At 67.2% G+C, this 23,151-nt stretch carries 20 protein-coding genes; 3 read left to right on the forward strand and 17 right to left on the reverse strand.

Annotated elements, in window-relative coordinates; translation table 11 throughout:
* On the forward strand, window positions 1–869 hold an 869-nt coding region (gene pgk, locus AB1824_02405; protein MEW5763804.1), incomplete at its 5' end, for a phosphoglycerate kinase.
* 90 nt (window positions 870–959) lie between these two features.
* Here pgk and AB1824_02410 read toward each other — a convergent pair.
* The 7 genes from AB1824_02410 to AB1824_02440 form a co-directional block, all read right to left on the reverse strand.
* The gene (locus AB1824_02410; protein ID MEW5763805.1) at window positions 960–2,342 is read right to left on the reverse strand and encodes a LysM domain-containing protein; all 1,383 of its coding nucleotides are present in this window, start codon (window positions 2,340–2,342) and stop codon (window positions 960–962) included.
* Between the two features lie 159 nt (window positions 2,343–2,501).
* Complete coding sequence (locus AB1824_02415; protein MEW5763806.1) at window positions 2,502–4,271, reverse strand: hypothetical protein; 1,770 nt, start codon at window positions 4,269–4,271, stop codon at window positions 2,502–2,504.
* Window positions 4,268–5,542, reverse strand: coding sequence for a type III ribulose-bisphosphate carboxylase (rbcL, locus tag AB1824_02420; GenBank protein ID MEW5763807.1), 1,275 nt, complete (start codon window positions 5,540–5,542; stop codon window positions 4,268–4,270). The genes AB1824_02415 and rbcL overlap by 4 nt, the downstream gene beginning before the upstream one ends.
* 10 nt (window positions 5,543–5,552) lie before the next feature.
* Window positions 5,553–6,407, reverse strand: a complete 855-nt coding sequence (locus tag AB1824_02425) for a hypothetical protein (GenBank protein ID MEW5763808.1) — start codon at window positions 6,405–6,407, stop codon at window positions 5,553–5,555.
* A gap of 25 nt (window positions 6,408–6,432) precedes the next feature.
* Window positions 6,433–7,914: a thymidine phosphorylase family protein gene (locus tag AB1824_02430; GenBank protein ID MEW5763809.1), complete on the reverse strand. Its 1,482-nt coding sequence runs from the start codon at window positions 7,912–7,914 to the stop codon at window positions 6,433–6,435.
* 48 nt (window positions 7,915–7,962) lie between these two features.
* The gene (locus AB1824_02435; GenBank protein ID MEW5763810.1) at window positions 7,963–10,056 is read right to left on the reverse strand and encodes a VacB/RNase II family 3'-5' exoribonuclease; all 2,094 of its coding nucleotides are present in this window, start codon (window positions 10,054–10,056) and stop codon (window positions 7,963–7,965) included.
* A 1-nt stretch (window position 10,057) separates the two neighbouring features.
* Entirely contained in the window at window positions 10,058–10,819 is a 762-nt protein-coding gene (locus tag AB1824_02440; GenBank protein MEW5763811.1) for a CpsB/CapC family capsule biosynthesis tyrosine phosphatase, read from the reverse strand.
* Between the two features lie 144 nt (window positions 10,820–10,963).
* Between AB1824_02440 and AB1824_02445 the strand changes: the two genes are divergently transcribed.
* Both AB1824_02445 and prmC read left to right on the forward strand, forming a co-directional pair.
* Window positions 10,964–11,389, forward strand: a complete 426-nt coding sequence (locus tag AB1824_02445; protein MEW5763812.1) for a dCMP deaminase family protein — start codon at window positions 10,964–10,966, stop codon at window positions 11,387–11,389.
* 15 nt (window positions 11,390–11,404) lie between these two features.
* Window positions 11,405–12,244 (forward strand): peptide chain release factor N(5)-glutamine methyltransferase, encoded by an 840-nt coding sequence (gene prmC / locus AB1824_02450; GenBank protein ID MEW5763813.1) that lies wholly within the window; start codon window positions 11,405–11,407, stop codon window positions 12,242–12,244.
* Between the two features lie 39 nt (window positions 12,245–12,283).
* Here the strand turns inward: prmC and AB1824_02455 are convergent, their stop codons facing one another.
* The 10 genes from AB1824_02455 to hisG form a co-directional block, all read right to left on the reverse strand.
* On the reverse strand, window positions 12,284–15,463 hold the full coding sequence (locus AB1824_02455) for a tetratricopeptide repeat protein (protein ID MEW5763814.1): 3,180 nt from the start codon (window positions 15,461–15,463) through the stop codon (window positions 12,284–12,286).
* Window positions 15,463–16,074, reverse strand: a complete 612-nt coding sequence (locus AB1824_02460; protein MEW5763815.1) for a ribonuclease HII — start codon at window positions 16,072–16,074, stop codon at window positions 15,463–15,465. The genes AB1824_02455 and AB1824_02460 overlap by 1 nt, the downstream gene beginning before the upstream one ends.
* A gap of 10 nt (window positions 16,075–16,084) precedes the next feature.
* Complete coding sequence (gene rplS, locus AB1824_02465) at window positions 16,085–16,435, reverse strand: 50S ribosomal protein L19 (GenBank protein ID MEW5763816.1); 351 nt, start codon at window positions 16,433–16,435, stop codon at window positions 16,085–16,087.
* Window positions 16,428–17,135 carry a tRNA (guanosine(37)-N1)-methyltransferase TrmD gene (trmD, locus tag AB1824_02470; GenBank protein MEW5763817.1) on the reverse strand — a complete coding sequence of 236 codons (708 nt, stop codon included), beginning with the start codon at window positions 17,133–17,135 and terminating at the stop codon, window positions 16,428–16,430. Before trmD ends, rplS begins: the two co-directional genes overlap by 8 nt.
* The gene (gene rimM, locus AB1824_02475; protein MEW5763818.1) at window positions 17,125–17,655 is read right to left on the reverse strand and encodes a ribosome maturation factor RimM; all 531 of its coding nucleotides are present in this window, start codon (window positions 17,653–17,655) and stop codon (window positions 17,125–17,127) included. Before rimM ends, trmD begins: the two co-directional genes overlap by 11 nt.
* Window positions 17,656–17,721: 66 nt before the next feature.
* A complete protein-coding gene (rpsP, locus tag AB1824_02480) occupies window positions 17,722–17,970 on the reverse strand; it encodes a 30S ribosomal protein S16 (protein ID MEW5763819.1) in 249 nt (82 codons plus the stop codon).
* Window positions 17,971–18,099: 129 nt separating this feature from the next.
* Complete coding sequence (gene fusA / locus AB1824_02485; GenBank protein ID MEW5763820.1) at window positions 18,100–20,187, reverse strand: elongation factor G; 2,088 nt, start codon at window positions 20,185–20,187, stop codon at window positions 18,100–18,102.
* Window positions 20,188–20,369: 182 nt separating this feature from the next.
* Window positions 20,370–21,116: a zinc-ribbon domain-containing protein gene (locus tag AB1824_02490; GenBank protein ID MEW5763821.1), complete on the reverse strand. Its 747-nt coding sequence runs from the start codon at window positions 21,114–21,116 to the stop codon at window positions 20,370–20,372.
* A 15-nt stretch (window positions 21,117–21,131) separates the two neighbouring features.
* Window positions 21,132–22,397: a PilT/PilU family type 4a pilus ATPase gene (locus AB1824_02495; protein ID MEW5763822.1), complete on the reverse strand. Its 1,266-nt coding sequence runs from the start codon at window positions 22,395–22,397 to the stop codon at window positions 21,132–21,134.
* 102 nt (window positions 22,398–22,499) lie between these two features.
* Window positions 22,500–23,093 carry an ATP phosphoribosyltransferase gene (gene hisG, locus AB1824_02500; protein ID MEW5763823.1) on the reverse strand — a complete coding sequence of 198 codons (594 nt, stop codon included), beginning with the start codon at window positions 23,091–23,093 and terminating at the stop codon, window positions 22,500–22,502.
* Window positions 23,094–23,151: the final 58 nt, after the last annotated feature.

Raw genomic sequence — 23,151 nt, forward strand, 5'->3', positions numbered from 1 at the left:
CACCCGGAGAGGTCCTTCTCCTCGAAAACATACGGTACGAGCCCGGCGAGACCGTGGGCGACCCTTCGCTCGCGGAGGCCCTGCGCAACCTGGCGGATCTCTACGTCAACGATGCCTTCGGCGCCGCGCACCGGGCCCATGTTTCCGTGTGCGCCCTCCCCAAGGCCTTCCCGAACCCGGCCATCGGGTTCTTGATGCAGAGGGAGCTGGAGTACCTTTCGGACCGCCTGTCCGATCCGGTCCGGCCGTACGCCGCGTTCCTGGGCGGCGCGAAGGTGGCCGACAAGCTCCCGATCCTCCGCAGGCTTCTTGCCAAGGTGGACACGCTGGGAATAGGCGGCGCCATGGCCTACACGTTTCTTCTCGCCCGCGGCGTCTCCATCGGGCAGAGTCGGTGCGAACCCGCGCTTCAGGAGGAATGCCTTCACATCCTCGAAGAGGCCGAAGGCCGGGGGATCCGCGTACTCCTCCCCCTGGACCACGTGGCCGCTCCCTCATTGGAGGAGGCCGAGGCCGCCGTGGCCGTCGTTGGGCCCTCGGTGCCGGATCACCTGGCCGGGTTCGACATCGGCCAGAAAACGGCGGCCGAGTTCGCCTCCGCCGCCGCCGCCGCGGGAACCGTCTTCTGGAACGGCCCCATGGGCGTCTTCGAACGGCCCCCCTTCGACGCGGGCACCGTTTCGGTGGCCCGCGCCCTCGCGAATTCCCGAGCCGTCACGGTGGTGGGCGGGGGAGATTCGGTGGCCGCTGTCCACCGGGCCGGCGTGGCCGAACGAATTTCCCACATCTCAACCGGCGGAGGAGCTACGCTGGAACTTCTGGCGGGCGAGGCTCTCCCCGGTCTGGAGGCCCTCCGGACCCGTTCCTGAAGCAAGCCAGACAGCCGGAGGGCGGCTCCGAATGAAACGAGGAGGGCGGCTCTGGCCGCCCTCCCCGTTTTTCAAGCTGGAAAGCCCAATCTACTGGGGGAGGACCCTGTCGCCGATCCCAATCTCTCCCAGCGAACTGAGCACCTTCACGCAGGCCGTCTCCCGCTCGGTCGTGAGCACCACGCCCTCGCCCAGGAAATGCCGGATCGTGCCGAGGTCCCCGGCGCTGAGGTCGAGGACCTCCCCGCCCATGTCCCCGCCCTTCGATTCGTCGGCTTCCGCGACCGCCCCGGACTTGGCGCGCTTCTTGGGGCGGAAGAGGTCGTTATCGCTGACCTCCACGCTCTGTTGCCGGTAGAGGTCCTTCCAGGCGCTCGTCAGGCTTCCCTGACTGGCCGGAAAGCGGAAAAACCAGACCTTGTCTCCGGGAAGGAGCTGCCGATCCGATCCCATGTCGATGTAGACCGTGTTGTGCTGGCCGGTGCTCTCCATCCGATCCTCGGACCAGACGACCCTTCCGGAGGGCTTGTCGGTGGGAGGCAGTTCAAGCGGGATCTGGGAGCTTTTTTGGATGTTCCAGGGGATCGGGATGGGCCGGAACGGGACGAGAGAATCCCCCGGCCGGACGACGTCGCAGGACTGAACCACTTCGGCGATGGAGGCGTGCTCCTGGGCGGCCACCACGCGGACCTGGGCCGTCCGCCTGAGGATGCGGCCGAGGCCCTTGCCCGTGTCCGGATGGACCACCCTCGCGCCTTCCTGAATGACGAAGAATTGCTGCCCGTTCTCCAGACCCTCGGCCTTGCCCTCGTTGAGGTAGACCACGTCCCCTTTCGAAAGCGACTCCCGGCTGGGTATGGGACCGCCCGCCACGGACAAATGCGGCCGCTGGAAGTCCCTCTGGATGAACCCGGAGCAGTAGACGTCGTATTCGCTGACGGGCGGAATCGGCGCCTCTTCCTCCAGCTGGAGAGCCTCCTCGGCCGAGGTCCCCTCGGGAACCGTCTCCGAGGGGCCCGCACCCTGGTCGGCCAGGGGGATCTCCTCTTGGATCACCTGAGGTTTCTGGATGTACAGGGGGTCTCCGGGATAGATCCAGTGCGCGTCCTTGATGTAGGGATTAAGGTCCCAGATCTGGGGCCAAAGAAGCCACGTTCCCAACTTCTGCTGGGCCAGACCCGAGAGGGTGTCTCCCGGTTGAATCGTGTACACCTCCGCACCCTCCGGCGGCTTTTCGGGCATGACGTAAGGGGTCCAATGGCCGTCCGCCTCACGCTTCAGATCCCGCGGCGGCGCGGGAGAACCCTTGTACGTCTTGGCCTTCTCCTGGACCTCCGGGGGAACGGATTGCGGGGCAACGCCCTCGGATGGCTTCGGCTCCTCCGCGCTCTGGGCGGAAGCGCTCACGGTGGAGCCGAGCGCGAGCACCCCACACAGCGCGAGGAGCAAGAGGTACCGCAACCGAATTCGCATCGTTCTCTCCCCTCTCACGCGAGACCTGTTCTCCATTAAAGTCTATCGAACGCCCTTTGAAAAGTCAAGTTTTCGGGGTCATATCCAATCTAATGGGTTAAGTTTTTCGCCTGGGCCAGAGGTTCGTGGTTCGCTTCCATTCAAAGGACCGGCCTCCACTCACATCCCCTTGATCGCCTTGCGGATAGACAGAGCCCGGGGGTGCCGCAACTCGATGGCCTGGGCCTTGTCGAGAAAGGCCCGGCAGCGGGCCAGGAGCCCGTTGTCCTTGTAAAATTCGGCCAGGTCCAGGAGGTAGTCGATGTTCTTTGGATCCAGTTGCGTGGCCTGGAGGTACTCCCGCTCGGCCATGTGCCTCGCCCTCTGAGAGGGATTCCTCTCGTAGATCTTGGCCATCAAAAAGTGCGCCGGGGCCGAGGCGGGGTCGTGAAAGAGGGCCACCTTGAGGTACTGGGAGGCTTCGTAGGCCTGGTCCTGCTCCAGGTATTCCCGTGCCAACCCAAGCATCTTGGCGGCCTCCGCCTTCCTGCTCTCCCCGGAGGCGCTCCCCTCGGCCGGGGCGGAGGGCTTGGAATCGGCCGGGGCCTCCAACCCTCCTTTCCGCGACTGGAAGTACGCGGTCTGGATCAGGAGCTGGGCTTCGTTTGCCTTCGCCTTGATCAGCAGGATGTCCCTCTGGTGCCTTCGGAACACCTCCGGATGCAGCATCTCGGGGCTGAGGCGCCTCAGAAGGGCCTCCGATGCCCGCTGGGCCTCGGCGGGCGTGGCGTCGGGGGGGACGCCCAGGATCTGGTATGGATTCTGGCCCGGTACCTGCAGGCTCCTCAGGAGGGACTGGATGGCCTCGGATTGGCGGCGGATCCGACCTTCGGCTTCCTCCAGGGAAACGCGAAGGGCTTCGAGTCGGAAGGGGGGTTCCACCTCCGGTTCGGGGGACAGAAGCCCCAGCATGCACAGGAGATAGACCCCGGAACCGACCTGCTTGCGGGTGAGGATGCCGGTGACGGAGAGGTCCTTCAGGCTCCGGGGCTCGCCGCACTGGGACAGGATGAACCCGTGCTCCGGCCGGATGGCGAGGTCCTCCGGGATCGTGCTCCCGGAGGTCCGCACCCGAAACCCCTCGGACCACAGAACGTTGAGGGCCTCCTCCGGCGCGTGTTCCATGAGCGGGACCAAGATGGAGGGAATGTCCACGGGAACCAGGCCCTCGGGAATCACCGCGTCCTCGGTGCGGATTTCCAGGGCCTGGTGGGGCGAGCATCCTGCGAGGGTGGAGAGGAGCACTGACTGCTTGGCTGCGAGCAGCGCGGGGGAGGGACCGAGGCGCTCCTCGGCCCCAGCGACGGAAAGGTAGGGGTCCCCCTCATCCAGCCCGACCTCCAGGCCTCGCTCACGGAGCACCTGCACATACCGCTCTGGGTAGAGAACATGGCGGATGGTCCAGAGGCTTCCCTTCCCGAAGAGCAGGGAGAGGGTTCCGAACTCCCCCCCCAGGGTGATCTCCCGGGCCGTGAAATCGGTGAAACCGGCCCCCAGGCACTCCAGAAGGGACATGCGCAAAGGGACCTCCGCGGGGGCGAAGGGCGCGAGAACGGTCCTCAGGTCCTCCTGGGACAAAGGCCGATCGAGCAGGGCCAACACCTTGAGGGAGACCGCCTTGCGCCGGACGGATGCATCCGCCGCCGCGGGGGCCACGAGGACGAGGGGGAGCGGGGGGTCCGTCCGGCGGCAGACGGCGTCCAGAAAATTGAGACCCTCCACGCCGACCAGGTGCATGTCGGCCACCATGACCGTCGGCGTCGCGCCTTGGAGAAGCTGAATGACCATGGCGGGTGAGGTCGCTTCGAGGAGCTTCCACCCCGTGGACGCGACGCTCTCCACCAGGCCTTTCAGCTCGGCGTCCTTGGAAACCAGAAGAAGAACGCTCATGCCCCCCCTTTCCAGGCGTCCAGCGCCGTCCTGAGCTCGGGGGCGGACCCGGCGGCTTCCTCGAGGGAGAGTCCCGCAAGACTCGCGTCCAGTGCCTGCCGCACCGCCTTGGCCCCCGCCGCCGTGCCGCCGGGGTGGCCGTGGATGCCTCCTCCGAACTGGAGGATGACGTCCCGCCCGAACATGGCCAAGACCTCGGGGATATGGCCCGGATGGAGTCCTCCCGAGGCGATGGGCATGGAGGCCGCCGTCCCTTTCCAGTTCTGGGGAACCGTGTCGGGCGCATCGTCCCTTCCCGTGGACGTGAGGGCTCGGATCGAGGCGAGCACCTCGGCTCTGCCGCCGGCCATCTTGCCCACGGCCGTCCCCACGTGCAGCTGGTCGATGCCGGCGAGGCGGGCTGACCGTGACAGGACGGCCATGGCGATGCCGTGGTCGGGAAGTCGCGTGAAGGCGGCGTGCATGGCCCGATGCCCGTGGAGGATGAGCGGAAACCCGACGCCCCTCAGACTCTGGACGCCCGACCAGCCGGCCGTCACGAGGTCCACCATGGCGACCTTCCCTCCAAGGTGCGACACCTGTCCCGCCCGCTTGAGCATGACCTCCGTGGGGGCGGTGACATTGGGGATGTAGGCCTTCGCCTGGCCCGTGGCGTCCTCGGCGCGACGGGTGGCGTCGAGACAGGCGCGCAGGCGCTCCTCGAAGGGACAGAATGCCTGCGAGGTGAGGTTTTCGTCGTCCTTGACCACGTCGCATCCAGACGCCATGGCCTCGTAGAGGACCTGGGCCTGTTCCTTGGGCGAGAGCCCGATCTTCGGTTTGACGATGGTCCCCACCAGGGGGCGGTCGAAGATCTGGAGGGCCTCCCGGATCCCGCGGATGCCCATCCCGGGCCCGGGGAAGGCGTCCCGAAGCGCCTCGGGGAACGAGATCGCCGCGAGCCTCAGCCGCCGAACGTCCTTCATGCCGAAGATGTTCCCGGCCACGGAAGAGTAAATCTGGGCCATGTTCCCGGGTTCGAACAGGCAGGCCCCGTACGCCACGCAGACCCTGGACTTATCGATGGAGAGGACCCTCGCCTTGAGCCGCTCACGCAGGTCGGGAGAGAGGGTTCCAACGTCCGTCCAGGTCCCGATGGAAGATTCGGCCGCGAGGGCGTTGCACGCCTTTTCCATGGAAACACCTTCGGCGGGCGTCACGTCGAACAGGCACAGCAAATCGTCTTCTCTCGGGCTCGCCCCAAGGTCCAGGTAGGGATGGTCGAAGGACATGCGCGCTCCTCTAGGGCCTTCCGTCCCGTACGGGGTTCCACTCCTGGGCGAGGACATCCTTGACGAGCCCCTTCTCGGTGACGAAGGCGGTGATGTACTTCAAGTGTACCTTATCGAAGGCCGGATTGAAGACCCGGACCCCGGGCGGAGCTTCCGGCCAGACCTCTCGAGGATCCCGCTCCTCCACCCTCTCGTCCGCCCGGTCCCTGACCACCTTCAGGGTCAGGGTGGCGCAGTAGGTGGGCACGTCGTACCGGCTGGCGACCACGCAAAAGATCCCCGTGCCCACCTTGTTGATGAGGTACCCGGAGGGAAGGATCGCGTCGGCGCCGAAGAGGAAGAGATCGGCGCCGTCCAGCGCGTACTTGGCGGCGGAGTCCACCATGTGCACGACTTCCACGCCATCCGACGCGAGCTCCGAAGCCGTGATGCGCCCCTGGTACCGAGGACGGGTCTCCGTGTTCAAGACCTTGAAGCGCCTCCCTCGCCTGTGGGCTTCCCGAAGGATGGAGACGGCGGAGGAGGAATGGCAGTGCGTAAACACCGTCATCCCGTCGAGAACGAGGTCGGCGCCCGCCGCCGCCAGCGCCTCCTCGTCGGCCCGCACCCGCTCGAGAAGCTCCGCGGCCAGTTCAAGGGAAGAGGCCGGATCTCCGAGGGCCCCCAAGAACGCCGCCAACAGGTTGCGCAGCATGGGCTCGTTCGGGCGGGCGGAGACCAGCAGGGAGGCCGCCTCGCGCCGGTCCGTGGCCGGGTCGCGGGCGATGTCCCTCGCCAGCGCCTCGAGGGCCGCCTTGGCGATGGCGTTGGCCCCCTGGATCTCCAGGGAGCGGATCCGGGCCGCCGTTTCCGCCACGTGTCCCATGGAATCCCCCGAGGATTTCTCGCGCTCACTCCACCACGAACATTTCCGGGTGGCGCTCCCAGTACTCCCAGGCGAAGCCGAGGTCCGCCTCCTGCTCGGCGTGGATCCGGAAGAGGGGCTCTCCCTGGCGCACCTCGTCGCCCACCTTCTTGAGAAGGTCCACGCCCGCGCCCATGTCCAGGGGAGCCCCCGCGAGTTTGGCGCACTTGGCCACGAGGTGGTTGGCCAGGGCCGCGATCCTGCCCGAGCGAGGCGACCGGCCTTCCCGGGTCAACGCCCCGGGGACCGCGGGTGTCCTGGGCCCTTGCGCGGCCATGATTCGCCGCATCTTGTCCAGCGCCTGGCCGGAGGTGAGAATCTCCTCGGCCAAGGCGCGTCCCGCCCCCCCGCGCACCTTCGGGTCGAATTCGATGACCCGGCCGGCGAGTTCGAGCCCCTTCTCCCTCAGGTCGGCCGGCCCCTCGGGCGCCCCCTCCAGGATCCGGAGCACGTCCCGGGCCTCCAGGGCCGGACCCACGCCCCTGCCGATGGGCTGGGAGCCGTCGGTGATCAGAACCTCCACGTGGAGGCCCATCCGTTCCCCGACGTATTCGAAGAGCTTGCGGAGCTGAACCGCGTGGGCGGCGCTCGTGACCTTGGCGGTGGGCCCCACCGGGATGTCGAGGAGGACGTGAGTGGAGCCCGCCGCGGCCTTCTTGGAGAGGATGGAAGCGATCATCTGGCCGGGCGCGTCGATGTTGAGGGGACGCTCCACCGAGATGATGATGTCATCCGCCGGGGAGAGGGCGAAGGAGCCTCCCCAGGCCAGGCAACCGTTCTCCTCCCGCACGATCTCCTTCAGCCGGTCCAGGCTCAGGTTCACCTCCGCGATCGCCTCCATGGTGTCGGCCGTGCCCGCGGGTGAGGTGATGGCTCGGGAGGAGGTCTTGGGGATCGTGAGCCCGTACGCCGCCACGATGGGAACCACGAGCATGGTGGTCCGGTTTCCCGGAACGCCGCCGATGCAGTGCTTGTCCACCACCATGTCCCGGCCCCACGAGAGCTTTTCCCCGGCGTCCACCATGGCCTGGCCGAGGTAGGCGATCTCGTCCCGGTCCATCCCGCCCTGGGCCGTGGAGACGACGAAGGCCGTGAGTTCGACCTTCGAGTACCGGTTCTTCACGATGTCCTGGACGATGTACCGGTAGTCCTCGGCGCTGAGCACCTCGCCGTGGATCTTCCGGCGGATCAATTCCACCGACCGGACCGGGTCGGGATGGCGCACCACCACCTCGGTGCCGGCGGGAAGCCCCAGCTTCTTGAAGGCGTACTCGCACAGGCCGATTTCGTCGGGGGCAAGGAACGGCTCGTCGACCACGTCGAGGACGCCCACGATGCTTCTTCCGTCGGCCACGACCTCCACCTTCGACAGGGCCCCGAATCCCTGGGCCCGACACAGGTCCGAGTCCTTTCTCAGGTACAGGATGTACTCGCGGTAGGTGTCGATCTTCAGTGGTTTGATCCGCATCGGGAGTCCCCCAACCGAGATGCGCGGCCCCGGGGACCGCGGATTCTATTATACGCGAGTCGGGCCTCCCCGGCGCCGCCGGCCCGGCCCGCGAGCCGGAGGCGGCCACCCTTCGGGCGCGAAGTGCGCCTCCCCCATCAGACGGTCCACCCGGACCAGCCGCACCGGAAAAAGGTCGCCGACCTGAATCCGCGCCCCGTTGAACCGACCCCTGGCCGCCAGGCCGTCGCGCTCCACGGTGAAGTAATCCCCCTCCATGAGCGCAAAGGGACAGACCCCCTCGATGAGATGGTCCACCAGTTCGATGCGGGCCCCGAAGCGCGTGAAGCCGAGCACGATGGCCTGAAAGGTGTCTCCCAGGCGCCCGGAGAGGAACGCCATCTGGTGCCAGCTGACCACTTCCCGCTCTGCGAGGTCCGCCGCCCTCTCCGTCGAAGAGCAGTGGTTCGCGAGGTCCTCGACGGCTTCTTCCTTCTCGGTTTCTTCTCCCAGCAGGGCCCGGTGGACGATCAGATCGGGATAACGGCGGATCGGCGATGTGAAGTGGCAGTAGGTGCGAAATCCCAGCCCGTAGTGAAGCCTCGGCGCAGGTGCGTACCGGGCCTGCGCCATGGCCCTCAGGATGAGATAGGAGACGATCTTGGCGGCGCGGTGGCCCTCGCAGCGCCGGAGCAGGGTCTGGAGGGCCCTGGGATCGGAAAGGTCCCTCATGCCCGCCGCGCCGAGCCCCAGGGCGTTCAGCAGGGGCCGGAGGGCCTCCAGCTTTTCGGGGTCCGGAGGATCGTGGACCCTGAAGAGGGCGAGGCTCCCTCTCCTGGCCAGCTCGCGCGCCACGGCCACGTTCGCCGCGAGCATGGCCTCCTCCACCAGCCGGTGCGTCGCGAGGCGCACGGAGGGAAGGACGTCCTCGACTCGCCCCGTGAGGCCGAAGCGCAGGCTGGCCTCGGGGAGGTCCAGATCGAGGGAGCCCAATGAGAGCCGGTGCTTGAAAAGGGCCCTGGATAGGTCCCGCGCGTCCCGGAGGAGGCGCACGAGGTCCGTGGCTTCGCGGGGAGGCGCCTCCTCCAGCAGCGTCTGGGCCTCCTCGTAGGAAAGGACCTGGTCGGCGCGAATCACGCTTCGGTAGAAGCCCGCCCTTCGCACGCGGCCCGAGGGATCCACCGTGAGGTCCACGGTTACGGCGGGGCGGTCTCGCCCCTCGAGAAGCGAACAGGCATCCGCCGAGAGGGCGCGGGGGAGCATGGGGTAGACCGTTCCCGGAAGGTAGACGCTGTTCCCGCGGCGGCGCGCCTCCCGGTCCAGGGCCGTCCCGCGGCGGACGAAATGGGAGACGTCCGCGATGTGGACCCAGAGCCGGTACCCCTCCTTCTCGCGGCGGACCGATAGCGCGTCGTCGTGGTCCTTGGCGTCGGCCGGATCGAGGGTCAGGGTGGGCAGGTCCCTCAAGTCCCTCCGCCCCTCGATGAAATCGGCACCCTCGGCGGAGGCCAGGGCCTCGGCCTCCACCTCCGGTGGGAACTGGGCATCCAATCCAAACCGCCCTTCGGCCGCCCGAACCGGGGTGCTGGGATCGTCGAGGTCTCCCAGGAGGACGGCGGAAGAGGCCGCGGCAAGATCCGCCCCTGCCTCGGGAACCACGGCCACCACTCGACCCTCCAGTGAGGCCCACTCTCTCAGGGCGATGGATGGCTGGGAACCGCCGAAGGGAAGGACCCTCCCCGACTGGACAATCCCGATAACTGGGCGGGCGGTTCTGGAAAGGACCCGCGCCACGTGGGCCTCGGGCCGGCCCCCTCGCCCCCGTCCCGGGACCACGTGGGCCGAGACCCGGTCTCCCTCCAGGGCCCCGCCCGTCTTCCCCGGAGGTACGAAGAGGTCTTCCCCGCCCGCATCCGGGGTGAGAAAGCCGAAGCCGCCCCGCGCCGCGTGAAAGGTTCCGGCGACGGCCCGGGGGCGGCGAGAGAGACGCACGAGGCGCCTCGCCCTCTCCACGAGGCCCTGGGCTTCCAGCGCGCGGACGATCCCCTCCAGGGCATACCGTTTCTTGCCCGTGAAACCGAGTTCGGAGGCCATCCGATTCAGGGTGAACCCCTCCTCGGGCCGGCTTTCCAGGAGCGAAAGGACTTCGTCACGCAGGCTCATTTCAGGAGCGCCAAAGCCCACGCTTCCGAACCGCGCAGAGGACGGGCTGAACGGCCTCGCCATCCAGGAGCCTCCGCGGATTGGCCACGCACAGGCGCCGGGCGGCCTCACGGCCGTACCGCCGGACCACGACCTCCACGGCCTCCCGGAAGACGGGCCTGCGGCCCGTTGGAGAATGCGCGTCGGAGGCCATCACGTGGACCCACCCTCGCTCCAGGAAGGCGAAGGAGGCCTTTTGAACCGCCGAGCCGAAGTGGCCCGCCACGCTGGCGCAGGTGAGCTGGAAGGGTATCCCCGCCTCGGCGATCCCCGAAAGGCGGCCGGGATCCCTCTGGGCGTAGGGGTAGCGCTCCGGGTGCGCCAGGACGGGTTCCGCGCCGGCGAGCCGAAGCCGGTACAGAACCTCCTCCACCCCGGGAGGACAAAGGAGAAGCGGGAGCTCCACGAGGACGTAGGCGGCCCTCTCGCCCAGGGGAAGCAGGTCACCGGCCGACCACGCTTCGGCCAGGTCCGGCCGGAAATGGACCTCGCCTCCGAGGTGAAGTTCGATTCCCCGGCCGGAGGCCTTCTCCGACCAGGCGCGGAATGCCTCCCGGAGGTCCCCGGGGCGGTTCGGATAGCGGTCCGGCCACATATGGGGCGTCACGCAGAGGGCCGACACCTTCTCCTCGCGGGCCTGGGTGAGCATGGCCGAGGATTCGGCCCAGTCCGCCGCGCCGTCGTCCACCCCGGGCAAGAGGTGACAATGGACATCCACGTACATATCCGCCTCGCGCTCCGGCGGATCCCTTCCGGGCAAACGCTCCCCGTTCCCCCGACCCTTCCGGCCTAGGGGGTTCTGGCGCCCGCCCTGACGAGATCCGCCCCGGCTATGCTAGCATAGGGGCCCATCGGCGAGGTCTGGCGCATGCGAAAGTCCTGGGACGAGTACTTCATGGATATCGCGAGGGAGGTGGCGAGCCGGGCCACCTGCGACCGGAAACACGTCGGGTGCGTCCTCGTGAAGGACAAGTACATCATCGCGACGGGCTACAACGGGTCCGTGGCGGGCTTGCCCCACTGCGACGAAGCGGGTCACATGATGGTGAACGGCCACTGCGAGCGGACGAGCCACGCCGAGGCCAACGCCATCGTCCAGGCCGCCAAGCACGGGGTTTCCACCGACGGCGCCACGGCCTACATCACCGCTTCACCGTGTTGGACCTGCTTCAAGCTCCTCGCCTCTTCGGGGATCCGCCGCATCGTCTTCGGCGAGTTCTACCGGGACGACCGGATCTTCGAGGCCGCAAGGGACCTGAGCATCGAGCTGGTGGACGCCTCCGTAAAACCCTAGGGGAGGTGAGGGGCCGTGGACGCGGGGGAGTGGCTCCGGGAAGCTCACGGACGCCTGAGGGCCTCGGGCGTTCCCCACCCGGGACGGGACGCGCTGCTTCTCCTGGCGCAGGCTCTGCAGTCCGACAAGGCGGAGGTCCTCGCGCACCCGGAGAGGGCCATCCCGCCGTCGTCGCTCGCCCTGCTCCAAAGCCTCCTCTCCCGCCGCGAGAGCCGGGAACCCCTCCAGTACATCCGGGGATTCCACGAATTCTGGGGGCTGAAGGTGCGGGTGGGTCCCGGATGCCTGATCCCCAGGCCCGAGACGGAGCACCTCGTGGAATCGGCCCTGCGCCTCTTGCAAGAACGAACCGCGCCGAGGATCGTCGAGGCGGGAACCGGGTCCGGGGCCGTTCTCCTCGCCCTTTCCGTCGAGAGGCCCGACGCCGCGTTCATCGGGCTGGAGCGGGAGCGGGAAGCGCTGGCCTGGAGCCGCGCCAATCTGTCCGGCCGACCCAACGTCTGCCTGGTCCAGGGGGACTTCCTTCGGCCTCCTTTCGCCGGAGGGCTGGACCTCGTCCTCAGCAACCCCCCCTACGTGACGGATCCGGAGTGGGATGACCTTCCCCCAGAGGTGCGCCGATTCGAACCCCCGCAGGCCCTGCGTTGCGGCCCCGACCCCCTGTCCCCTTACCGGGCCCTTGCGGGCTGGTCCGCCCGGGCGCTCCGGCCGGGGGGCCATCTCCTGTGCGAAATCGGAGCGGCCCAGGCGCGACGAGTCCGCGCCCTCAGGAGCCTGCACGGGGATCTGATCTGGAAGTTCTCCCTGCGCGATCTCGCCGGCCGGGTTCGGGTCTGCGCGTGGGAACGGTCCTGAGGGGGACCTTCTCAATGGATCCGGGCTGGCTCGGGGGGCCTATTTTCCGGACAACCTCTTGATCCGGCTTCGGATGTCCCGGTAGTTGGCGTCGGAGGCGTACACCTCGCGGAAGAGGGCGCCCGCCTCCTCCGCGTTTCCCATTTCCTCCAGGGTGTCCGCGAGGTCGTACTTGATGCCCGTCATGACCTCCTCCGGGAACCCCTGGGCCGTAAGTCCCTTTCGATACCACTTCTCCGCCAGTTCCAGCAGCCCCTTCTGCCGGAAGCAGATCCCCAGCATGGAACAGCATTCCACGAAGTACTGCGGAGACCTCGCCGCCATCTGGAATTCGCCGATGGCCTCGTCCAGGAGCTCCATCTCCTTGTAGGCGATGCCAAGGTTGTAGTGGGTCGCGTAATCCTCCTCGCCGACCTTCTTTTCCACCCCCTTCTTGAACTCCTCGAAAACCTCCTCGAAGGACATCTCCTCGGGGGATTTCGGCGTCTCCTCGAAGAGGGATTCCTCCGAGGACTGGAGCCCTTCGAGGGCCGCGCCCAGTTCGTTGGCGAGCTCCAGGAACTCGTCCTTGCCGGACTCTTCCGTGAAGGCCTTCTGGTCGCGCTCGAGCACGTCGGGGGGCAAGAGTTCCTCCAGGCTCACCCTGAGCTTGGTCCGGCTCCTGGGTGAGGCCGCGGCAGGAGCCTCCTGCGGCGCCTCCTCCGCCTCAACCCCGGGCAGGGAGGGAGCTTCCTCCGGAAGGACCTCCGCCTCTTCCTGGAGCGGCGCATCGAGGGCCGCAGGTCCGACATCGGCCAGAGGCGCCTCCGGGAAGGCGTCCTTCTCCAAGAGGGCCTCCTCGGGCCCCGAATCCAGAACGAACTCGTCGGCGGACCGGCCATCACCTCCGGAGGCCGATTCGGGAGCGGGGAACTCGATGAGCGGCGCCTCCTCGGGCGCCTCCACCAGGGGTTCGAAGGGGGCGGGAGGCTCCTGAACGGCCTCGTCGAATCGGCGCCTGAGGTCCACCACTCTCGGGTGACCGGCCCATCTCGCCTCGAGCCCTTCCAGGGCTCGCTTGGCTTCCCCGAACAACTCCTGACTGAGGTAGAATTCCGCCTCTTCCAGGCTCTCCGTGAGTTCGGCGTCGGCTCGGATCTCCTCCTCCGCCAGATGCAGGGAAAAAGAGGGGACCTCCGCTTCGGGCGCTTGGGGATGGTGCGGCTCCTCGGGAGACGGCTCCTCGGAAGGCGCCATTTCGCCCAGGAGCTCTTCCTGAACCGGCGGTTCCTCCACCGGCTCCACTCGGGGCTCTTCTTCGAGGGGCGTTCCGCCAACCTCGTCCAGAGAGATCTCGACTTCGAGGTCCGCGGGCTCCCGGCGGGGGGCCGCCGCCGCGGGGAGAAGCAGATCCAGATCGAGTTCCGGCAGTCCTGGCCGAACGGCGCTCTGGGCCTTGGCGGGCTCGAGGAACTCCCGGAGGGCCTCGCTGTTGGGGTCCAGGGCGCGCGCCTCTTCGACGAGATTGTCCCGGGTTTCCCGATCCCCCTGGATTTCGAAGACGCGGGCGAGCTTCAGAATCTGCCGCACGGCTTTGTCGGGCTTCTTCTGCTTCCGAAAAATGGAGATGAGTTTCTGGTGGGCGTGGACGTGGTCCGGCGCCTTGCGGAGAATGGCCTGCAGTTCGGCGATGGCCTTGTCCGCGAACCCGTATTTCAGGAAGACCTCGGCCTCCGTGAGCTGTTCGCGGATGGCCTCGGCCTCCCGGGGGGTGAACACCTTGCCCGAGGGTCCCGGCGGGGGCGTTTCGGAAGGGCCCTCCGGCCTCCCCGGCTGGGCCGGCGGCATCGGGGAGGGTGGAGGGGGCTCCTCCGCGGGAAGCCGCGGGGGGCCCGAGGAGAGGGAGGCGGTGACATCCGCCTGCTCCATCTGGAGGTCGCCCACGTCGATCTCGATCTCGAGTTCGCCCGTTTCCTCCGCCGATGCCGACAGATCCTCCGGTTCGGAAACAGGGGGGGCGGCGGCCGGAACCGGCCTCGGAGGCGCCGGGGGAGGCGCGGGAGCGACGGGAGCCCCTCCTCCCCGCAGGCGTTCGAGTCTCTCCTGGTAGAGGGGGTTGGCCGGATCGATCCGGACCATTTCTTCCACGGCCGCCCGGGCCTCCTGGTCGCTCCTCTGCTCCTCGGCCGTGGCGGCGAGGTTGGACAGGGCGGCGAGGAGTCGGCGGGCGTCCCCCGACCTCCTCGCCACATCGGCGAGCCCCTTGAGACCCTCCAGATTGCCGGGAGCGTGGGAGAGCACCTCGTTGAGGAGGGCTTCCACGTCGGCCAGGCGGACTGGATCGCAGGTTTTCCCCCAGGTCCCCAGGGCGGCGAAGGCCTCGCTGTGGCGGTTTGCGCCGACCAGGAGCTTGATGTGCCGGCTATGAGCCGCGACGCTGTCGGGCCGGGACTTCAGGAGGCGCAGGCAAAGGCCTTCCGCCTCCTTGCCCCGCTGGGTTTCGCTCAGGGCGTCGATCTTGAGGAGGAGGAGGGACTCGGCGTCCGGGTGCTTCTCGAGGAGGGTGTCCAGGATTTCCAGGGCATGCTGGGCCTGCTGACTCGAGAGGAGCTTCTTGACCAGGCCCTCGAGCGGCCGGATGTTGTCCGGGCTCAGCTGAAGGGCCCGTTCGAAGAGCCTGGCGGCCTCCTTCAGGAGGCCCTCCGAGACGAGCTGGTTCGCGGCCTTCAGGTACTCTCGAACGCCTTCGTCGGTCCTCCCGAGCTTGAGGAGGTTGTCCCCGACCTGGACGCGGATTTTGATGTTCTCGGGCTCCAGGTCGAGCACCTTCCGCTGGACCCGGATGAGCGCGTCGAGGTTCCCGCTCTGGCCCACGAGCCGGCCGACCTGATCGTACGCGAGCCTCGCCTCCCGGATGAAGCCCTGCTGTTCCGACAGGGAACCCAGCATCTCCCAGGCCTGGAGGTTCTCCGGCTGCTCCCGGGTGGCGATCTTCAGGGAGGCGACGGCCTTCGTGGCGAAGCCGTCCTTCGCGTAGAGTTCCGCCACCTTGATGAGCATGGGCACGGCGGCGGTCTTGTTTCCCAGGCGAAGGTACAGGTTGCCGATCTGGTTGAGGGTCTGGATGTCCCGTGGATTGTCTTCGGCGAGTTTCTGGAGTTCGCGGACGGCGTCCTGGATGCGGTTGGCCCGCAAGAACTTGTCCACGTTGGCCTTGGTCTTCGCTCGGTCCAGGGCCATCAGGCCGTCTCCTGCCCCACGCCGCGGAAGGTTCGCCGGTGCATCGGCGTGGGCCCCAACCTACGCAGGGCCTCGAGGTGGCCTTGCGTGGCATACCCCTTGTGCCGCCCGAGCCCGTATCCCGGGAACTGGCGGTCCAAATCCCTTACGAGCCGGTCTCTCGTGACCTTGGCCACGATGGAGGCGGCCGCTACGCTCGCGGAGCACCCGTCTCCCTGTACGACGGCTCGTCCCGTCAAGGATACCTCAGGATAGTGAGGGCCGTCTACCAGCACGAAGTCCGGCCGGGGCGCGCCCAGGCCGTCAAGGGCCCGGGCCATGGCTTGGAGGGAGGCCCTCAGGATGTCCGTCGCGTCGATTTCCTCGCAGGTGGAGAAACCGGTGGAAAAGCGGTGGCCGTCGGCCACCAACCGGCCGTACAGCCTCTCCCTCATTCCCTCCGAGAGCGTCTTCGAATCGCGGTAAAGGGAGAGGTCCTTCCGCCGGTCAAGAACCACGGCCGCGGCGACCACCGGGCCAAAGAGAGCCCCCCGGCCGGCCTCGTCCACGCCGGCCACCGCCAGATACCCCCGGGCCCAGAGGTCCCGCTCGAGCGCGAGAAGGTCGGGCACCCGGCCCTCCTCAGGCCTTGCCCACCTCCTCGATGCGCGCCTTCTTGCCCTTGAGGGCGCGGAGGTAGTAAAGCTTGGCCCGTCGAACCTTTCCTTCGGACACGAGCTCGATCCGATCGACGATGGGGCTGTGGAGCGGGAAGATCCTCTCCACGCCGATCCCTCCGGAGATCTTGCGGACGGTGATCGTCTCGCGGATGCCGCCGTGCTTCCGGGCGACGACCACGCCCTGAAACACCTGCAGACGCTCCTTTTCCCCCTCCCGGACCTTCACGTGGACCTTGACCGTGTCGCCGGCCTTGAACTGGGGGAGGTCGGCCCGAAGGCCTTCCTTTTCCACCGACCCGATTTTCTCACTCATGGCATGCCTCCCGCGCGGCCCGGCCCACGAGCAGGTCCGGCCGCTTCTTCCGAGTGGTCTCGATGGCCTGATCGAGGCGCCATCTCCGGATGGCCTCGTGGTTCCCCGAGAGCAGGATTTCCGGTACCGCCCAACCCCGAAATTCGGCCGGGCGGGTGTAGTGCGGATATTCGAGCAGATCTCCCCGGAAGGACTCCTCCTCCGTGGAGGCTCCGTCCCCAAGGGCGCCGGGCAGAAGCCGGACGACCGCGTCGAGGACGACGGCCGCGGCGGGCTCGCCGCCGGAGAGAACGTAATCCCCGATGGACACCTCCCGGTCCACGAGGTGGTCCACCACCCTTTGATCGAGTCCCTCGTACCGGCCGCAAAGGAGTCCCAGCCGGGGCAGGAGGGAGAACTCCTCCGCGAGGGTTTGGGTGAAGCGCTCCCCTTTGGGGGACAGGTAGACCAGCGGCATGTCCCCTCCCGTCTCGGCCCGCAGAGCCTCGACGGCGGCGAAGATGGGCTCGGGCTTGAGGACCATTCCCGGACCACCGCCGAAGGGCGAATCGTCCACCGTCCGGTGCTTGTCGGACGCGTGGTCGCGGAAGTTGTGCAGGCGGACGTCCACCACTCCGGCCGCCCGGGCCCTCTTCACGATGGAATGCGCGAGGAATCCCTCGAGCATCTCGGGGAAAAGGGTCAGCACGTCAATCCGCATCGCTTCCTTCCCCGAGTCCCGGGTATCCGTCCGGAAGGTCCACCCTGACCGCTCCGCCCGACCGATCCACCGCCACTCCCAGCCCCTTCACGGCCGGCACCTCGAATTCACCCCCTTCGCCCCGGGCCCGGATCACCCAGTAGGCCTTCCCCGCATCGACCCCGACGACGGTCCCGATCCGGCCCCTCCGGGCATCCGTAACCGAAAGCCCGAGGACCTCGTCGGTGAAGAAAGCGTCCGGGTCCTCCGAAGGGACCGCTTCCTCGGGCAGGAAAATTTCCAGTCCCCGGAGTCCCTCGGCTTCTTCCGGCGTTTTCACCCCGTCGAGGGCCAGAACGGACCCCTTGGCGTAGGTGAAGAACTCCTTGAAGGGCAAGGCGCGCGCACCTTCCGCACTGGAGCCGGCCCAGACCGGCTCTCCGGCGGTCTTCTCCTCCAGCCCTTCTCGGTACGGCTCGACCCACATCTGGCCCCGCGCCCCGCGGGGACCCTTTACGCGGGCAACGGCAACGAGTCTCATCGGAGCGGGCAAGGCCGGCAGCGGAACCCCGAAGGCGCGGAGGGGGCTCCAGCGCCGGGAGCGGGGTCAGACCTGGGCGTTCTTCCGGGTGATGTCGATGAGCCGCGCCACCTGGGCCGAGGGCCTCGCTCCCCGGGCCAGCCAGTAGTCCACGCGCTGAAGGTCCACCTTCAGCTCGGAGGGATCCGGCAGGGGATCGTAGTGTCCGACTTCATCCACGTTCTTCCCCCCGGGCCGGTTACGGCTGTCCGAAACCACCAGCCGGTAGTAGGGGCGGTGCTTCCTTCCGATCCTCTTCAAGCGAATGGCCAGCAAAGGCGCCTCCTCGTCGGCGCGCACCCGCGCGCAACTGTTAATAATACGGGATTTCGGCCTTATCTGTCAAGACAAAGGCGGGGGCGGACAGACGCCCACCCCCGACCTTTGGGATTCCGTTGGCGGTCCCTATTCCGCTTCGGCGGCCTTCTTGGCTTCCTCCACGATCTTCTGCTGGATCAGAGCGGGAACCTCCTCGTACTGGGAGAACTCCATGGCGAAGGTCCCCCGGTCCGCCGTGAGGGACTTCAGGGTCGAGGCGTAGGTCAGCATCTCGGAGAGCGGAACCTGGGCCTTGATGACCTGGTTCCCGCCCTTTTGATTCATGCCGAGGATGCGGCCCCTTCGGCTGTTGAGGTCCCCCATGACGTCACCCATGCACTCCTCGGGGACCACCACCTCCACCCCCATGACCGGCTCCAGGATCGTCGGCTTGCACTTCTCCATGGCTTCCTTGAACCCCATGTGGGCCGCGATCTTGAAGGCCATTTCGGAGGAGTCCACGGGATGGAACCCCCCGTCGAAGAGGGTGATGCGCAGGTCCACGACGGGATAGCCGGCCACAACGCCCTTCTCCAGGGATTCGACCATCCCCTTCTCCACGGCCGGGATGAAATTCCGAGGGACCGCGCCGCCGAAGATCTCGTCTTTGAACTCGAATCCTCCTCCCCGGGGCAGGGGCTCCATTCGGATGTGGATGTCGGCGAACTGTCCGTGGCCGCCGGTCTGTTTCTTGTGACGCGCGTGAACCTCCGCCTTGCCCTTGATCGTCTCCTTGTAGGGGACTTTGGGTTGCTTGATGTTCATCTCCACGCCGTATCGGCGCTGGACCCGAGCGGCCACGACCTCCACGTGCTGGCTTCCCGATCCGGAAACGAGCATTTCGTGGGTCTGGGGGTCCCGGCCCACCTTGAGGTTCGGGTCCTCCTCCACCATCCGCTGGAGGGCGGCCATGATCTTGTCCTCATCCCCGCGGCTCTTGGGTTCCACCGCGAAGGAAATGGCGGGGATGGGATAGGCCACGGGGGGGAATTGGAGGACCCGCTCCTTGGCGGCCAGGGTGTCGCCGGTGAAGGTCTCCTTGAGCTTCATCACGGCCCCGATGTCCCCGGCCGCGATCTCTTCGCACTTCACGTGTTCCTTGCCCCTCAGGTGAAAGAGCCCCGCCATGCGTTCCTGGCTCCCGCGGGCCGGATTCGTCAGGACCGAATCCCCGTTGATCTTGCCCGACACGACCCGGAAGATGGATATCCGGCCCTGCTGGGGGTCCGAGATCGTCTTGAAGACGAACAGACTGGCGGGGGCCGCCGGGTCGGCGGGCACCGTCTCCGGCTCCGCTCCCTCCTTGGGGGTAGCGGAGAAGAGGGGCCGTTCGGAGGCGGACGGAGCGAATTCAGTGAGGAAGTTGAGCACGTCGGCCACGCCCACGTTCCTTGTGGCCGAAAGGCAGAGGACCGGGAAGATCTTGTCCTGGGCCACGCCCAGCCGGAGGGCCGCGGTGAGCTCCTCGGGGGTCAGATCCCCGGCCTCGAAGTACTTCTCCATCAGTTTCTCGTCCAGTTCCGCGACCATCTCCACCAGTTCCGAGCGCCGGCGGGAGGCCTCCTCCTGGAGGTCGGCCGGGATTGCCTCCTCCTTGTACTGACCGGACTCGTCGGCGGCATAACGGTGGAGCTTCCCGTGGATGAGGTCCACCACGCCCTCGAAGTGCTTCTCCTCCCCCAGGGGAAGAAACACGGGGACGGCAAGGCGGCCGAAATTCTCGTGGATGGACTTCAAGGCGCGTTCGAAGGAGGCGTTTTCCCTGTCCATCTTGTTGACCGCCAAGATCCTGGGTACGCCGAACTCCTCCGCGTACTCCCAGGCCTTGTTGGTCATGACCTCCACACCGGAGACCGCGCTCACGAGCAGGACCGCCGCGTCCGAGACCCGGATCGGGCCCCTGGCGTCGGCGATGAAGTTGCCGTATCCGGGCGTGTCGAGGATATTGATCTTGCACTTGTTCCATTCGGCGAAGGCGAGGCTCGTGGAGACGGAGAATTTCTTTTCGATTTCGTCCGGCTCGAAATCCGTGGGGGCCGTGCCCTCGTCCACCTTTCCAAAGCGGTTCACGGCCTTCGCCGTATAGAGAATGGCCGAGGCGAGGCTGGTCTTCCCGGTGCCGCCGTGGCCGAGAAGCGTGACGTTCCGAATCTCCTGCGGTCCGTAGACTTTCATGACCCCTCCTGTTCAGGGACTCAGTGTTCCGGGGCGGTACAGTGGTTCAGTTTAGCGGTCCGCCCGCCCCGGCGTCAAGTCTCGCGCCCTCACGGCGCAAGGCGGTGGGGCAAGGGTTTGGGGATGCGGCCCGGGGATTTTCCGGTCCCTCCTGGGGCCACAGGAAACCGGAGGGGACCGGTCTAGCCTTCCGCTTTTTGGATCTCCTCCTCCACCCTTCGAAAGACCCGGTAGAGGTTGGCGTGCTCCCGCTGGCCCTGGTGGAGGATGCGGTCCAGCTTCTTGACGTCTTTCTTGGAAACCGTGAGGTTCGCCCCGAGGATGAAAGCGGACCGGGTATCCATGGTAGACAAGTCCACGGATACGAAGGCCACGTACATGCTTCGCCGCACCTCGGGAGGAAGCCCGTTGATGGCCTGCAGGATGGCGAATCCGCCCTCCGGGTCGTCTCCGTAGCAGTTGTCCACGGTCACCAGGCTGTAAGGCTTTCGCCCGAGCGCCTCGAGCGCCGCCGCCTTGGAGGCCGCCAGGTCCACGGCGTACCCCTGCCGCTCCAGGATCTCGGAGATGGCGACCTGAAAGAGCGCTTCGTCCTCGCAGACGAGCGCGGTCTTCTGCCCTTCTTCCCCGAACTCGGCGTCCTCGTCGGAGCCCCAGGGTCCCGCTGCGACCCCCAGGTGCCTCAGGACGTCGGCCGTCACCTCGCGGCGCAGACGGTCCCAGGAAGGGGTCCCGGGCCGCAGGCCGTTCCCCTCTTCCGGAAGGTCATTGCGGGCCGGTCTCGCCCCTTCGGAGGGCGCGGGAGCCTCCTCGGGCGCCACGGAGATCCGGCCTCCACAGGCGGGGCACTTGAGGGCCACCGGACGGGCCGGGAGTTTGGCCTCGTCCACCCGGAAGGATTTCCCGCAATCGGGGCACGTGATCGTCATGGCGGTTTCTCCCACCTATTCCATCAAGTCCTTGATGTCCACGTCCAGAGCGGCCGGGATTGGGGCCGGGGCCGCGGGCTCGGAAACCGATGCCTTCTTTGCGGGGACCTGAGTCTGAACGGCCTGACCCGCAGCGGCCCCTCCCCCCGGAACGAGCCGCTGGGCGACCTTGGCCTCCCCCCCGGTGGCCGCGATGCCGGACATCCTGAGGGCCAGGTTGGCCGCGTTGGTCGCGTAGGAGAGGGCCATCTCCCGGGTCACGGCTCCCTCTTTCCAGAGGCGCTCCAACTCGTTGTCGAAGGTCTGCATCCCGTCGAGGAAGCCGTCGTTCATCGCGTCCACGAGGCTCTTGCCCTCACTCTCGCCCTTCTGGATGTACTCCCGGGTCCGCTCGCTGGACCTCAGGATCTCGCACACCGCCAGGCGCCCCGTCCCGTCCGCCCGCGGAATGAGGCGCTGGGAGATGATCCACTTGAAGGTCTGGCCGAAGCGCGTCCGGATCTGCTGTTCCTCGTTTTTCGGGAAGAGCCCGATGATCCGGTCCACGGTCTTGCTGGCGTCGATGGTGTGAAGCGTGGAGAGGACCAGGTGCCCGGTCTCCGCCGCCTCCAGGGCGATCTCGGTGGTCTCCACGTCCCTCATTTCTCCCACCAGGATCACCTTGGGCGCCTGGCGGAGGGCCGCCCGGAGGGCCAGGGCGAAGGTCGGAACGTCGGCCCCCAGCTCCCGCTGGTTGATGGTGGATTTCTTGTGACGATGGAGGTATTCGATGGGATCCTCGATGGTCACGATGTGATAGGCCTTGTCCATGTTGATCTTGTTGATGATCGCCGCCAGGGTCGTGGATTTTCCGTTCCCCGTGGGGCCCGTGACGAGGACGATCCCGTTGCGCTCCTCGGCCACCCGGTTGATCTGATCCGGAAGGCCCAGCTCCTCGACCGTGGGAACCCCGCTGGGGATGACCCTCAAAACGATGCTGTAGGTGCCCCTCTGGGAGAACACGTTGACCCGGAAGCGGGTCTTGCCCGGGATGGAGTAGGAAAGGTCCGCCGATCCTTGCTTGAGAAGCTTCCGGATGAGGTTCCGGTCGTTGCGCATGAGGTGGAGCGCGATCTGCTCCGTCTGGTAAGGAGAGAGCTTGCCCAGCCCCTTGATGGGGACTTCCACGAGCTGCCCGTTCACCTCGACCTGGGGGGCGCGTCCTACGGAGAAGTTCAGGTCGCTGACTTGGGGTGAGAAGGAAAGCAGAAATTCGAACAAGGCGTCCATTTGGCCGGTCACGGAACCCTCCCGCGGCGTCCCGTGGGAAACCACCGCCTGTTCAGGATGGACCACCTGGAACCGCGATGCAACCGACCCGCGGGCTTGAGTTCACGGGGACCCTTACGCCCCTTCGTCTTCCCACCATCTCTCTCGGAGGAATCGGTAGGCCCCCCTGTTGGCCACCAGGTGGGACTCCACGGACCTCAACACCCGCCTCTCGACAAGCCCGTTTTCCCTCAGGGTTCGGCCCGTGTCCACCACATCGACGATGACATCCGAGAGCCCCAGGGCCGGCGCCAGCTCGGCGGAGGAAAGGAGGCGAATGATCCGGACCCACTCCCCGCTTTCGCCGAAGATCCGCTCCACCGTGCGCGGGTACTTGGTCGCCACTCGGAGAGGGCCTTCGCGGGGCGGGTCCTCTCCATGGGGTCCGGCCAGGGACAGGCGGCAGGTCCCGAAACCGAGGGCCTTGAGGTCGTACACGTCGGGGCTCTGCTCCTCGAGGACGTCCGAACCGACGATCCCCAAGTCGGCCGCGCCGTTCTGGACGAACACCGGCACGTCCGGGCCCTTGAGCAGCACGACCTCCCAGCCCGGACCGAGCGGGAGGAGAAGGGCCCGAGCTCCCAGGTCTGGGCGTTGGAAACCCCGGCTGCAGAGCCAGTTCAGGGCGGGTTCGAGGATTCTTCCCTTGGTCAAGGCGATTCTGGGCACGGCCTTCTCCTTCCAGACTTCGTTTTCGAAAGCGCCTATCGGAATCTCCGGTCGGCCT

The organism is Acidobacteriota bacterium (assembly GCA_040752915.1).
Lineage (GTDB): Bacteria > Acidobacteriota > UBA4820 > UBA4820 > DSQY01 > JBFLVU01.